Origin of the sequence: Jeotgalicoccus sp. WY2 (assembly GCF_018437745.1) — a bacterium.
GTDB lineage: Bacteria > Bacillota > Bacilli > Staphylococcales > Salinicoccaceae > Jeotgalicoccus > Jeotgalicoccus psychrophilus.
Genome location: NZ_CP049818.1, coordinates 2174390 through 2188012, shown reverse-complemented (window position 1 = coordinate 2188012; position 13623 = coordinate 2174390). Strand labels below are relative to the sequence as shown.

Below are 13623 nucleotides of genomic sequence, written 5' to 3'. Positions count from 1 at the left end.
TTCAAATGACTATTTATATCATAGAAATATTGAGTTTAAATAAGGAGATGTAATTTTTGAATAATGCTTTAACTATAGAACGAAAATTCCGCCCGGAAATAGAGGGTTTACGAGTAATAGCAGCTCTTTTAGTTGCAGTTTATCATATTTGGATTGGCAAAGTATCAGGAGGAGTCGATGTCTTCTTTGTTATATCAGGTTTTTTAATTACAACCTCTATTGTGTCCAGATATAATCGTTACGGCGAATTAAAATTTTTACCATATATCACTAACTTAATTAAAAGACTTTTACCTTCAATAATCATAGTGGTTTTTACAGTTATTATTTTAAGCGTTTTTTACTGCCTAGAACAATTTTAGATAAAACATTTTATGAGATAATCGCATCTCTCTTTTATTATCAAAATTGGCAGCTCGCTTTTTCTAACACTGATTATTTAAGTCAGGAGCAAATGAGTACCCCACTGGAACACTTTTGGGCCATGTCTATTCAAGGACAATTCTATCTTATTTGGTTTGTTTTATTCGCATTTGCATTCTATTTATTAAAAAAGAATATTAATTTAAATGGTGTGAAAATAATAAATTATATATTAATTATTTTATTTATATCTTCATTTACATATTCTATATATTTAACATCAGTTAATCAGCCATGGGCATACTTCGATACATTTACGAGAGTCTGGGAATTTTCTATTGGCGGTATACTTGCAATAAACTTATCAAAAATTAAAATCAATTCGTTTATAAGTAATATTCTCGGATGGCTTGGATTCATTGGGCTATTATTAACGGGTATTATATTTGATGTTTCAACGATGTTCCCGGGTTATATCGCATTGTGGCCGACACTTTGTGCAGTCGCAATTTTAATTGCTGGGAACAGTTCAAGTAATACCGGAGTTACTAAATTCCTTGGATCTAATTTAATGGTTAAACTTGGAGGTATCGCTTTCGGTATATATTTATGGCACTGGGTGTTGTTATCATTCTATAATTATCATTCGGAAACAAATCCAAGCATCCTCATAGGTATAACAATTATAATCACTTCTATTGTTCTCGCCTTGTTTATGTCCAAATTCATTGAAACACCTTTTAAAAACATGGAGATATCGATAAGACCGTTAAAATATATTGGTTACGGAATATTGATTAATTTGTTTATATTAATTGGATTGTTTACTATTTATAATAAATCTGCGCCAAATATTGAAGAATTAATAAATGACCCTGACTATCCTGGTGCATCTTCAATTTTCTATGATATGGAAGTACCGAACGCCACTCCTATCCCAACCCCAGAGGAAGCTATGGACGATCTTGCAGAATCTTATGATGACAAAATGAATCAATCTAAAAACGTAGGTTCTTTAAAAATTGGGGAGTATGGTCAATTGGAAAATAATCAATACACTGTAGCTTTAGTAGGTAGTTCCCATTCTGCGCATTGGCTTGGTGCGTTACAATATTTTGCAGAAGAAGAAAATATAAAAATTCTTAATATAGTTCAGGTAGGAAGTCGCTTTTCTTCAACTAACACATCAGACACCACTGCAGATTGGAATAATAATGTCATGAATTACTTAGAAGATAGTAAAAATGAAATTGACTTAGTCGTTGCTACTTCAGATATCGGGAGCGTAGATTCCCCTCTCCCACCAAAAGGTATGGCTAATCAATTAAATACTATTGGTGATGAGATAAAATTACCTGTAATGGCTATACGTGACACACAACGTTTTGGATTTAATATTCCTGAATATTTAGATCAACATGGTTATGAAGCTACAAAAGAAAAAATGAATTCTATTGAACCTATCAGTGAAACGATGCCTTGGGAGAAAATAGATTATAAATCTCCATTAGTCCACCCTGTAGATTATAATGATTACTTTAAAGTTAATGGTGAGTACGAACCTGTTATTGGAAATGTTCTTGCGTATTTTGATGGAAGTCATATTACGAATACTTATTCAAAAACAATGGGACCAGTGTTACGTGAAGATGTTATAGAATTGCTTGATAAATATTCTTCGTAAAATTTAATGGTGAGCGTTATTAATCTCCAACATCAAACATTCTATGAAAATATAAAAAAACTACCTCAGGTGCTGTAGTGCACCCAAAAAGTTGAACTTTTTTGGACTTGGTATAATAAATTGTGCATACGGCGCTGCTAAGTTACCATAAAAACGCGATTTACGATACCACGTAAATCGCGTTTGTCATTACCACTTAAATCGACGTATCGATACCATCGATTTTACGTAAGGATTCACCACTTAAGATGAGTTTATAGGATTTTGAACATGCACGATCTAAAATAGCGTCCGCAATCGCACCGCCACCTAATTTTTTGTGCCATTCTGCTGAAGACATCTGTGAACACAAAATTAAAGATTTCTCGCGACTCCTTAACTCAAAGACTTCCATCAAATGCTTTTGCTCCTGTTCTTTAGTCGACGTTAAGAGAAAATCATCAATCACCAGCACATCTATTTTCATGAGTTTCTTCAACAATTTATCTAACGTGCCATGAAATTCAGCGAGATCAATATCATTCAATAATTCAGTCATCCGATAATATTTACCTGTAAATCCAGATTCAATCGCATGATTGACGAGAGCGTTGGCTAAATAGCTTTTACCTGTACCTGTCGCCCCTTGAACAATGACATTTCGATGATGTTGAATATAATTGTTGGTTGATAATTGTTCAATACTTTCTTTGCGTAATCCTCTGGTCGATTCATAGCGGATATCTGAAATCTGTGCCTCTTTATGTGACAGAGTGGCTTGTTTTCGATACCGTTCAATGCGATTATCTTGTCTGATTTGATACTCTTCGTTAACGATTACTTCTAAATAATCCAGTGGCGTCAACGCATGATTCTGCTCTGACAAATACATACTATGGAGCTGATCTGCCATTGTTGTCAGTCGCATCTCACGTAACTGACTGATAATCATTTGTAAGCGCTGTTGATTATTGCTCATAATAATCAGCCCCTCTCAAAAAGGATTGTTCCGGACTTTCCGGGGTGCTAGACTTTAAGTGGGACGTGCCAGTGTTCAGTAATTGCGTGATTAAGCGATAAGCTGGATGAGATGTACGTTCTAATGCATGATGGCAGGCAACATTCAGGGCGGAATCTGAATGAGTGTCTGCCAATTTCAATAGTGCGTGGACCCGTTTGTAGTGTGTTTGTTCCGGGCCATCCGAAAACATCTTTTCAACGACTAAATGGACGTCGGGACCAATATGTCGCGCCCACTTCAAATAGCGTTGACTATTCCACTCGCCATGTGTCGCACTATTTTTAGGTAAGTGCTCGAGGACCGTAGTATAGCCGCCCGGCAGTTTATTCAATGTCTCATGCTCACATAACATGCGGTCTTGATACCATACCTGGATCTTTTTCGCATAAATTTTAAGTTTGAGACGCTGACCGATATATTGATACGGCACAGAGTAATGGTGCTTCTGATAACTGATATGCGCATTATTATAACCTTCACTGTTTTATATTCACAGTACTCAAATGGGACAGTTGGCAAAGATTGAAGGGCCGTACGCTCCATGTCGTTAAACATAGAGAATCGAGAGCCTGGCTTCTTTTGAAACGGTTTTTGATTAAAACGATTCAGTTCTTTTCTTAAGTAATCATTGTAATCATCCAAGCCAAAGCATTGATAATTCCGCATGCGTGCAATAATGTGGGTCGTTAATGATTTGACCGTATTTTCAACAGTCGCCTTATCCTTTGGCTTGCGTACCCGAGTCGGTAAAATAATCGTGTGATAATGATTCGCCATCGATTCGTACGTTTCATTTATTTTAAGCGTCGTTCGGGTATGCTTCGTTACGCCTGTTTTCAAATTATCGGGGACCAGCACGGTCGGCACCCCTTGAAAATATTCAAACATCTGAAGATGTGCATTAATCCAACTGGGCTGCTTCATATCATGACAGCCCATCGCAAATCCATATCCACTGAAGGGCAACACAGCGACAAACAAGTACCCATAAATCACTTCACCGGTATCTGGATCGATCCAGCGTATTTTTGTGCCGGCCCAATCCACTTCCACACGTTCACCTGCTTTGTGTTTCATGACATGCGTAAATGACTTCTGACTCAGATAATCATTAAAATACTTTTTAAATTGCGTCAAACGATAGTACGGTTGACCAGTATGCCGGCACATATCGACATACTCTTCCCATAATAACTGCATTGTCACACCCGGCTGGGCGAGCGACTTGGATAACGATGCGTAATCCGGCAAGGTGTAATGCATGTCTCGTTGAGTGGGTTTGGATGGCCTGGGTCCAAACAATGTATCGAGCCGGTCGGCATCCCAGCCACTTAATTCTTTGTAGGTTAGTTTGTGCTGACTGGCGGTATCGATGGTGCGTTTAATGACGGGCCGACCGGATCCGACCATGTCACTGATTTTCCTTTGACTGAATGATAATTCATTCAATCGGACAATCTCTAAATAATTGGGCATTGACTGCCACCTCCATAAATATTTTATGCCGCTGTTGTGCGACATAAAACATTTATAGCACTAATGAGATTGAAAAAGTAAGTCATAAAAAATAATCCTCTATCAGAGGATTAGGTGCGTCTATATTATCCGATTTAGGTGGTAACGAGCGGTGCGATTTGGGTGGTATCAAACGCAACGACGCAGTGGTAACTTAGCAGCGCCGTAAGCATAAATTGGACATTAAGTTAAGAGAAAATGGGGAATTTATTATGCCAAGAAGAACCTATGATAAACAATTTAAGATTCAAGCCGTTAAGTTAGTTATGGAAGACGAGTTTTCAGTTAAAGAAGTATCAGAACAATTGGAGGTCCATCATAACAGTTTATATAGGTGGGTCAGCGAGTACGAAAATATGGTGATAGTGCGTTTCATGGCAAAGGTAGCGCACTTTTTGATTTGCAGTATGAAAATAAGAAGCTAGCCAAAGAAAATGAACGGTTAAGAGAGGAATTAGAGCTTTTAAAAAAGTTCCAGGTCTTCTTGAAGCAAAACAAGAAATAAGATTTAAGTACCTTAAAGCGCACCGGTCTGAACTAAATATTAAACGAGCGTGCAAGATACTGAATGTATCTCGCTCAGGGTTCTATGATACCTTCATAGACAAAAATCCAAAAGACAAATTGAAAATGAAGTTTTAAAAGAAAAAATCAGTAAAATATTTCACGAACATCATGGTCGCTACGGAACGATTAGAATCACAAAAGTTTTAGACAAAGAAGGTATACATGTCAATCGCAAACGAGTCGGTCGTTTGCTTCATGAGATGGCGCTGTATGCCAAAGGAAGCAGGTACAAATATAAATACAAAAATCATAAAAGACCCTCACTGATTCATCCTAATTTAGTCAATCAACCATTTCTAGCCACACGAAAGAACATCATATGGCTAGGAGATATCACTTACATTAAAGTCTCAGAACGGTTTCTATTCTTAGCTGTTTACATAGATGTATTTACTCGTAAAATTGTAGGTTGGTCATGGATACACGTATGAAAGACCAGCTAGTTATTGATGCTTTAAATCAGGCTGTTGGCAAGGAACAACCACAACCCGGCTTAATTATTCATCAGACAAGGGTCACAATACACAGGTAGTCGATTCCAATCTTTATTACGTCAACATAATTTTAAAGCCAGCATGAGTCGAAAAGGTAATCCTTATGATAATGCATTGATGGAGTCCTTTTATAAAACCATAAAAGAGAGCTTATTCATGATGCCAATTTCGCATCGATTGAACAAGCTCAGTTAGAAATATTTAAATATATCGAAACATATTATAACACTAAAAGATTACACTCTTCTCTTGGATTTCTATCCCCCAAAGAGTTTAAAATTCTAAATAATCAGGATTAACTTACAAAAGTCTCTTAACCTCGTGTCTAGTTTTTCTTGACAAGTCCACCCTAAAGTTGAATTTTGGAGTTCAACTTTAGGGGTGCACATCAGTGCACGATTGCGCCTGAGGTAGTTTTTTATTAAGAATCAGTACTCGTGTCCCAGCTCAGAAAAAAGACTATTATTTTTATCTGTATACATGACAGCGACAGTTAATATTGAAGTTACAATGATTTTTGCTTTAACGTAGTAGTATTTTTTCAATGTCTTTTCGAATAATTGGTGCAAAAGTTTTGTTAAAAGTTTCAGTCATATGATTTTGTCTCGATAAGCTAAAACATTTCCAACTATAGGGGGACACGTAGTTCCGTCACACAAGTAATCTGTATAATCCACATATGTTACGTTCTTCGGCGGATTTGACAACTTCTCCCATGCAGATATAGGAGCTAGAGTTTTAGATTTCTCTATGCTGCACTCACCAGGTTCATTCGCCTGACTCAAACATTCCACAACGTCTTTCTCGAAATAAGGAGTATCTCGAATAGCTAGTATGGGAATATTATAATCATTTAGTCTTTCAAATTGCTTAAGAAAACCTTTCGGAACTTCTTCATATTCCCTATCTGCAATATCTGCTAATGTTATTACTAAATTTGGTTCATACTCTGCAAGCTCATCTACTACTTTAGTATTCCACTCATAACAATCGTCTGCAATGCCTTCACTGTTATCTAAAGAGAATCTACACCCGCTCTTTGTAACATTCAGTATCTATAATTATCTCCAAGATTTTGAAGACTCGGCAGCCAATGCGTTGATTTCGATCCTCCTACTAAAGCAACCGTATGTTCATAGTCATCAGTATTGCCATACTCACAAACTTTAACTTCGGATTCTCCAGGAGAAAGCTGACAACCGTCAGCATATGGAGAGGGGGTGTCTTCCTTAGCAGTTTCGAGAGACGGTATAGGTTTTGAACCTTCAGGAGAGAATGATATGTCTTCTGAAAGAGCCCCTGGGTAATCGCTGTTACCTAGAAGCTTCTCCTGATTTGAACTCTGCAGTTCGCCTGCTCCATACCATGCTCCAAGCAGAGTGAGCACTACACCTAACTGAATTGCGATAGGTATGAACTTTCTAAACGTAAAATTATTTTTTCCAATTAATTTGTTGATTGGTGTTTCTAAAAATTTGTTCCCCAGATAGCTTAAGATTAGTGATATAAGTATGATTAACATCCCATGTAATATACTGACATCAGTCGTGTCAAAAATTACGTAATAAAAGCTTAATAATGGCCAATGCCATAAATATAATCCGTAACTCAATCCACCGAGCCAGACCATTAATTTACTGCCCAGAAATTTTTCTACACCCAGTTTCGATGAGTTTTCTCCTGCTACTAAAATGAACACTGCTGCTATTACAGGAAGTAATGCAATGTATCCTGGGAAGCTTTTTTCAACATCTAGCATTAATCCTGTTCCTAACAGAATTAATAAACCAATCCAGCCTATTACCGTGCTTATAAATCCCGGCAATTTAATTTTATATATAATAATTAAAAGTAATCCGCCTATACCAAATTCCCAAACCCTTGTCCTGGTATCAAAATATGCCAGGGGCTGATTGACAGCAGTCAGATATACAGAATAAATAAATGATAATATTATTATAGTTAATAATATTCCTACAAATGACTTTTTAAAATCAACTTTAAATTTCTTGTGGATTATAATTGCTAAGCTTACAATTAAAAACCATATTACATAAAATTGTCCTTGTATAGACATAGCCCAAAAATGCTGGACCGGACTTTTTTCACTTCCCTGATTTAAATAATCTGTTCCTGATACAGCCAGCTGCCAGTTTTCAAAATAAAATATCGATGCAAAAATCTCTTTTATTATTCCAGCATGCCGATACTCCGGCATAATAAAGTAACTTGCTATCAACACAACCGTTAGTACCAATAGAGCATTTGGCAACAGCCTTTTTAGCAAACCGAATATAAAGTTAAAGAAATTAATATATCCATCTCTTGCATATCTTGAAAGCAATGAAGTTGTTATTAAGAATCCGGACACTACAAAAAACACATCTACGCCGCCTGAAACTCGCATCATCCAAATATGATACACCGCTACAAGCAATGCTGCTACTGCTCTCAAACCTTCTATTTCTGGTCTGAATTTACGTTTTATTTCCATTAAAATACCTCGTTACTTTACTTAATCAATAATTAAATTTGTAAATTCAGCTATTTAACTGACTACCTAAATTAGGAACTTTGGTAATTCATAAACCTTATCATCAAATTTCACCTGAATACTATTAGATACTTCAAAGATATTTAATGATTTTGGTTCTTCCAAATGAATGACAAAATAATTATTGAACTCCGAAGCATTTTCTTTGGTATTAAGTATTTGATGAGTTTTTACTACCTTGCCACTTGAAGGCGAATTTACCGCTCTTGGCCACTTAGACTCAGTATTTCCATTTAAAATATTTACATCGCTATTTTCCGGAAATTCTAAAGTAATACTTACATCATCATTTTTCAGCTTAAATTTTTCATCTGATAAGTGTTCCAGCGTTACATTGTGGTCTAGATTTAATCTTTGATGCCAAGTATCAAGATTTTTGCTAGTTCCATTATCAAATACAATGATTATATTTTCTTGATGTAAATAATAGATAGTCCTTCTAAGTCGTGCATCATCATAACCATTGTTATAACCTGAAACAACAGTATACAGACTACTATCTAAAAATTTATCAGTCCAAATTGTTTTATGAATTTTATTTAATTTATCTTTTTTATAATTTTTTGCTAATGAAAAACTGCTGTGTGCTTGTCTTTTCACGATATATTTCTAAATTTACTAGTACTATAATTAAATTTCCCAGGATCTACAAAAAAATCTTTATATTTATAGTTTAAAATAAAACTTAAATCATCAGAATGTTTATGTGTGATTGTAGAAAAACCACATATGAATGCTAAATATAATAAGCTTTCTTTATTTTTTATAATACTTATTCCAGCTGCTGGTTCACTAAAGTTTTCCCATATATTTTCTATTTTATTTGAATTATTTACATGAAAACTATCGCCTATTGGCGGGAATTTATTGTCAGGCTTTAAAACCAATGAATAATATTTTCTTATAAGCGGAAACATGTTAGTGACTTCTACGCCTAATGATCTATTATTTCTTTGTAAATACTCTTCCAATCCCTCATATAAACCAAATACCATCTGATGGTATTCTGGTGAATTTTCCAAATGAACTCCATTATCTGAGTATGTCACCCAAAAAATTGATTTAACTCGTTCATAGCCTTTAAGAAAAAAAGATTCATTATTTGTTGCCAAACCGAGGACTATTAAGGCTTTGTCCATCATAATCCCGTGATTATTATACCTATGAATTTCGTCATCACATAACAGTTCTGCATGTTTTGACAGTATATTCATATATCTATTTTCATCAATGGATATCTTTTCTTTTTTAGCATTATAAAAAAATCAATAAGAACCTGGCTTCTTGCACCTATAGCATGATCATACCAAGTCATCTTAGTTTCATTGCCGGCATCAATATAATCAAACCAACTTTCTATAATTTCTTTTGATTTAATTATAAATTCATCATTAGCAGTTTCACGATATTGATTTAATAACTCATTAACTACACGTAAGTTTTGAAGATATAACTGATAACTTGTTTCTACTTTTGGATGCTTATATTCCCAATCGAAATCTTTTTTAAATTCTATATCATCAAATTTGGGAAATGGTTCTATAATATTATTCAGTGCCTTTTCTGCAATCCTTTTAGTATTATTTGATGTTTCCAATAATGGAAATACATTGTTTTCATTTAAGTCTAAATTCATAATATTCTCCTTAAGCAATTTTTAAGCCTCCACTATCCGCTTCAGCTGTTCTATCTCGACAAAGCCGATAGAGTTTCTCTCGTTCAGCTGTACATATGACGGCAGTTTATCTGCTGATTCCAATAATTTCTTACTCACCTGGAATTTTCCGATAATCACCATAACCCTGTGTACTAGAGTGGCCAGCTCATCGACGATGTCCTGATTCAGCTTAGACACTTCAAGGTGGATAATCGGATTTTTGCGTTCCTTAGACGGGAACATGATTGTTCGTATCCATTTAAGCTCGCTTGCTGTCAGTTCCTGTTTTGTTTTTAATTCAAGTATCAGGAAGGGGAATCTGTCTTCATCTTTAAACGCATTGTCATACTGCAGTTTAAAATGATAAAATTCAAAACCGTGTTCTTCATATCTGATTAAATACTGGTGTTTTTCCTGCTGAACAAAAAATACAGTGCCGTATTCTACATTTGTACTGTTCTCCAGTTCCTTGAATTTATCAACTACGTTAACGAGCTGCGAGTAGTCGAGCAGCACCTGCCCTGCTTTTTGTCCCTCTTCCGACTTTTTCTGCGTTACTGTAATCTCTGCTTTGTCAGATGTCAGTATCGCTTTTTCCTTGCCGTGAAACAGGGTCGATGTTTTTAATTTGTGAAATTCCCCATATGTATACCCCATCGTTTTGATGCCTGGTAAGTACGATTCAAATATCAGATCTTCCTGCACCAGTTTTCCAAGCAGCAGATCGACTGTGGATTCGGCAGGCACATCTATTTTAATAATTGAAATGCCGCTTTCAAAATCTCTCACTTTAACTTTTAGTTTCAAGTTTCTCTCTCCTTCTCCAACTGGACAAATGATTTTAATATGTCCACTCTTAACGCAACGAGTTCAGCGTCTTCATACATTGATTGTACTTTAACATCGCGCAGTTGAGAACTGTTTGAAGGAATTTTCTCCGTGATAAATTTCATAAATGTAATTGCATAGTCTTCTTTAACATTCGTTGCCTGATACGGAACATAAAAATCCGTTACATTATTATTGTAAAAGCCTTCGAGCTGAAAGCGGCTTTTATCGGAGTTTTCAAGCCATGATTCATCGTACTGCGACCAGAAACGGTCGGCATGATTATCAATAATTGTATCTTCTTTAATACATGTTATATCAGTACTGTCACATGCTTCGTCGAAATCCTCAATCGGCAGTGAGTAGATGTGTCCAAATTCATGTATCAAATTACGATATTGTGTTGCTTTATGTGTATTATCACGTACATCCATCGCCAGCACCGTCCCATCCTTTTCAATCGTCACATAGGCGGCGGTGTTGCCTTCACCATCCGAAAACAAACGGTATTCATTAATGTTCTCTATATAACGATTCGGGAATACTTGCTTGAATACATGCCACATTGATTTAAATGTTTCTTCATCACCGAACGGCAGCGGATTTTTTACATCACTGCCGGTAATTTCAAAGTCTTCTATTTCATAATTGATAAATGTTGTCCGTGTTCTGTTTTCAAAAAATATATGCGGTTCATCCTGCAGGTCAACATATTCCCTGAGGTCTGACAAATAACGGTCACCGAGATCCGCACATGTTTCAACTGTACTGCAGTCATCATGTACAACTTCTTTTGACCAGTCGACCTCTGCTTTAAAGTTTTCACTGTCTGTGCTGATTGATTCCAGCAGTTTAAAACCGCCGGTAAATAACAATATCAGTACTAAAGCGAGTAATAACAACTGGATAAACATCTTCCCCGATTTGCGCAGACCTGTTTCAGGTATTTGACGGTTTTTTGCTGGCGTACTGCTGATAAACTCACGTTCTGTAAGAATTGACTTTATCTCATTTAAATAATGATGATAATTAGGTATACCGCTGTCATCAAGAATAATTAAATCTTCATCATTGACTTGAGGTATATATTCACCGCAGCTAAACACAATTGTCTCGAGCTTTCGTTTACGTGCAAAGTTTAATATATACCTGAAATCCCGTTCACCGATATCTGTCGTTAAGATAATTTTATCAAGCTGCTGTAAATACTTTGCTTTCGGGTTAAATGTTTCATACACATTAGAGTTAACGATAAACTCATCAGCGCTGACGATACCGTACGGGGCTGATACTGCCTGTGCACTTGAATGAGTGACTCCGCTTTTACGCAACGTTTCTTTTAATTCGGCAGTCAGTGCAGTTTCTTCTGAGCTGAAATTAGTATGCAGATACACATCGCTGTATGTATGCTGTGCTGCGAGGGCAGATAAAAATACGCCGCCGGTGAGATTCTGTTTTTGATTTTTATAAATACCGCCGGCTGCGAGTATCGCCATTCTTATCCCTCCCTATCTTTAAAGTACCTTCTGAGCGCTTTTTGATTTTTTACAGATCTGTCGAGTATAAACAGCGTCTTTTCATACTGTTTTTTTGCAAAGTTATAATCGTAGTCCGTTTCCACTTCCCGGCCGTCTATAAATATAATGACCAGTTTGCCGTTCACCATTTTAAAATCAATCAGCTGGCGCAGGTTCACAAAGAATGGATTTTTGTATTTGCAGCTGTGCAGCGGAAAAAATACAAACTGATATTTCTCGTCGATAATAATCGGCTGCAGGCGGTGGACATTATGTATCAGTTTCACGTTCTGACGTTTCACTTTAATACTGCTTGAATAAAAGTATACCAGTGTATCATCAATCCATTTCTCCGAAGTCTTACTACAGTATATTACACCATCAGTATGAACAGCACGGCATAAGTATCCAGGCTCTGCTACCGGTTCAATATAGAGCACCTGCGGAGACAGCTCAGGGACAGTCAGCATATTCTCACCCCATCATCAATTTAATAAAGCCTCTTAATTATAACCTTAAGTTAACTTATTTAATATAAATATAACTATTGTTAACAAAAATAGCATTTAAGTTGTATTAAGCTTACAATTTTAGTTCTTTCTGCGTTTTATCATCTGCATAATGTTTCATATTATAGACATCCGGAAATACAAAATATGAATCGATTCATTTAAGGACTGCTTAAATGACAGTAAACGATAAAATAACTTCCTACGAACCGATGATTCACAGTATCGTGCAGCAGCTGAATATTTTATATGATAAAGATGAGTATATGCAGATCGGCCGTATTGCTGTTTTTGAAGCAATAAATAAATTTGATGTTAATAAAACTTCGTGCAGTGAATCACAGTTTGTCTATACGCTCATACGCCAGCGGCTGATTGATGAGATCAGAAAAGTGTCACGTTATCAGGAACGCTATACACCGGTTGAAAATAACAATCTCGAAACACCTGCTTCAGGGGATTCTTATAATCTTGAAAATACAGCTGCCAAAATACTGAATACACGTGAATACCGGTGGTTTACACTCGCTTTATCAGGATATTCTCTAAAGGAAACTGCTGAAATACTCGGCGTCAGTGTCTCAACTGCAAAAAATATAAGAAAAAATGCGAGAGCTAAGCTCGGGAGAAGCTTATCACATTAAGGGTAAACACTTGTAATTCTCTGTATATATAGTATAATGTCAGTCATTATCACTATTGTAGTGGAGGAATTTACATGGACGCTAAGAAGAAAGAAAAAGAAGAATTAGATGTTAAAGTAGGTAACATTGTTTCATTTGATGACATGATTGGTAAAGTTGAAAAGATTAATGATAATTCCGTCATTGTTGATCTTACTATTAATGATAATTTTGACGAGCATGAAATGTTCGAAAAAACTGTAGTTAATCATAAAAGATACAAAATTATTGATGATTCGACAGATTAATATT

Annotated in this window: 13 protein-coding genes and 2 pseudogenes; 5 read left to right on the top strand and 10 right to left on the bottom strand. The window is 35.9% G+C overall.

Annotated elements, in window-relative coordinates:
* Nucleotides 1-56: 56 nt before the first annotated feature.
* On the top strand, nucleotides 57-362 hold the full coding sequence (locus G4D76_RS15495; RefSeq protein ID WP_250129993.1) for an acyltransferase family protein: 306 nt from the start codon (nucleotides 57-59) through the stop codon (nucleotides 360-362).
* Nucleotides 344-2047: an acyltransferase family protein gene (locus G4D76_RS12645; RefSeq protein WP_371814698.1), complete on the top strand. Its 1704-nt coding sequence runs from the start codon at nucleotides 344-346 to the stop codon at nucleotides 2045-2047. Before G4D76_RS15495 ends, G4D76_RS12645 begins: the two co-directional genes overlap by 19 nt.
* A gap of 196 nt (nucleotides 2048-2243) precedes the next feature.
* Here the strand turns inward: G4D76_RS12645 and G4D76_RS12640 are convergent, their stop codons facing one another.
* Nucleotides 2244-3005: an ATP-binding protein gene (locus G4D76_RS12640; RefSeq protein ID WP_213809565.1), complete on the bottom strand. Its 762-nt coding sequence runs from the start codon at nucleotides 3003-3005 to the stop codon at nucleotides 2244-2246.
* Nucleotides 2995-4523, bottom strand: a pseudogene (gene istA, locus G4D76_RS12635) (IS21 family transposase). Before istA ends, G4D76_RS12640 begins: the two are co-directional and overlap by 11 nt.
* Nucleotides 4524-4774: 251 nt before the next feature.
* Between istA and G4D76_RS12630 the strand changes: the two are divergent.
* Nucleotides 4775-5922, top strand: a pseudogene (locus G4D76_RS12630) (IS3 family transposase).
* Between the two features lie 291 nt (nucleotides 5923-6213).
* On the opposite strand, the gene G4D76_RS15490 reads toward G4D76_RS12630, so the two are convergent.
* From G4D76_RS15490 to G4D76_RS12595, 8 genes are all read right to left on the bottom strand, one after another.
* Entirely contained in the window at nucleotides 6214-6624 is a 411-nt protein-coding gene (locus G4D76_RS15490; protein WP_250130330.1) for an SGNH hydrolase domain-containing protein, read from the bottom strand.
* A gap of 47 nt (nucleotides 6625-6671) precedes the next feature.
* Nucleotides 6672-8117, bottom strand: coding sequence for an acyltransferase family protein (locus G4D76_RS12625; RefSeq protein ID WP_213810068.1), 1446 nt, complete (start codon nucleotides 8115-8117; stop codon nucleotides 6672-6674).
* Nucleotides 8118-8183: 66 nt separating this feature from the next.
* Nucleotides 8184-8777, bottom strand: coding sequence for a hypothetical protein (locus G4D76_RS12620; protein WP_213810067.1), 594 nt, complete (start codon nucleotides 8775-8777; stop codon nucleotides 8184-8186).
* A complete protein-coding gene (locus G4D76_RS12615) occupies nucleotides 8774-9391 on the bottom strand; it encodes a heparinase II/III family protein (protein ID WP_213810066.1) in 618 nt (205 codons plus the stop codon). Before G4D76_RS12615 ends, G4D76_RS12620 begins: the two co-directional genes overlap by 4 nt.
* Nucleotides 9388-9813, bottom strand: a complete 426-nt coding sequence (locus G4D76_RS12610) for a heparinase II/III family protein (protein WP_213810065.1) — start codon at nucleotides 9811-9813, stop codon at nucleotides 9388-9390. The genes G4D76_RS12615 and G4D76_RS12610 overlap by 4 nt, the downstream gene beginning before the upstream one ends.
* Nucleotides 9814-9834: 21 nt before the next feature.
* Nucleotides 9835-10641, bottom strand: coding sequence for a hypothetical protein (locus G4D76_RS12605; RefSeq protein WP_213810064.1), 807 nt, complete (start codon nucleotides 10639-10641; stop codon nucleotides 9835-9837).
* The gene (locus G4D76_RS12600) at nucleotides 10638-12158 is read right to left on the bottom strand and encodes a hypothetical protein (protein ID WP_213810063.1); all 1521 of its coding nucleotides are present in this window, start codon (nucleotides 12156-12158) and stop codon (nucleotides 10638-10640) included. Before G4D76_RS12600 ends, G4D76_RS12605 begins: the two co-directional genes overlap by 4 nt.
* 2 nt (nucleotides 12159-12160) lie before the next feature.
* Nucleotides 12161-12649, bottom strand: coding sequence for a competence protein ComK (locus G4D76_RS12595; protein WP_213810062.1), 489 nt, complete (start codon nucleotides 12647-12649; stop codon nucleotides 12161-12163).
* Nucleotides 12650-12864: 215 nt separating this feature from the next.
* Between G4D76_RS12595 and G4D76_RS12590 the strand changes: the two genes are divergently transcribed.
* Together G4D76_RS12590 and G4D76_RS12585 are read left to right on the top strand one after the other, a co-directional pair.
* Nucleotides 12865-13332 (top strand): sigma-70 family RNA polymerase sigma factor, encoded by a 468-nt coding sequence (locus tag G4D76_RS12590; RefSeq protein WP_213810061.1) that lies wholly within the window; start codon nucleotides 12865-12867, stop codon nucleotides 13330-13332.
* Between the two features lie 74 nt (nucleotides 13333-13406).
* Nucleotides 13407-13619, top strand: coding sequence for a DUF2187 family protein (locus tag G4D76_RS12585; protein ID WP_035785876.1), 213 nt, complete (start codon nucleotides 13407-13409; stop codon nucleotides 13617-13619).
* Nucleotides 13620-13623 lie beyond the last annotated feature (4 nt).

Coding starts and splice junctions, on each gene's coding strand:
- G4D76_RS12640 (WP_213809565.1), bottom strand. CDS start 3,005: ATGAGCAATAATCAACAGCGCTTACAAATGATTATCAGTCAGTTACGT.
- G4D76_RS12625 (WP_213810068.1), bottom strand. CDS start 8,117: ATGGAAATAAAACGTAAATTCAGACCAGAAATAGAAGGTTTGAGAGCA.
- G4D76_RS12615 (WP_213810066.1), bottom strand. CDS start 9,391: ATGAATATACTGTCAAAACATGCAGAACTGTTATGTGATGACGAAATT.
- G4D76_RS12610 (WP_213810065.1), bottom strand. CDS start 9,813: ATGAATTTAGACTTAAATGAAAACAATGTATTTCCATTATTGGAAACA.
- G4D76_RS12600 (WP_213810063.1), bottom strand. CDS start 12,158: ATGGCGATACTCGCAGCCGGCGGTATTTATAAAAATCAAAAACAGAAT.
- G4D76_RS12595 (WP_213810062.1), bottom strand. CDS start 12,649: ATGCTGACTGTCCCTGAGCTGTCTCCGCAGGTGCTCTATATTGAACCG.
- G4D76_RS12590 (WP_213810061.1), top strand. CDS start 12,865: ATGACAGTAAACGATAAAATAACTTCCTACGAACCGATGATTCACAGT.
- G4D76_RS12585 (WP_035785876.1), top strand. CDS start 13,407: ATGGACGCTAAGAAGAAAGAAAAAGAAGAATTAGATGTTAAAGTAGGT.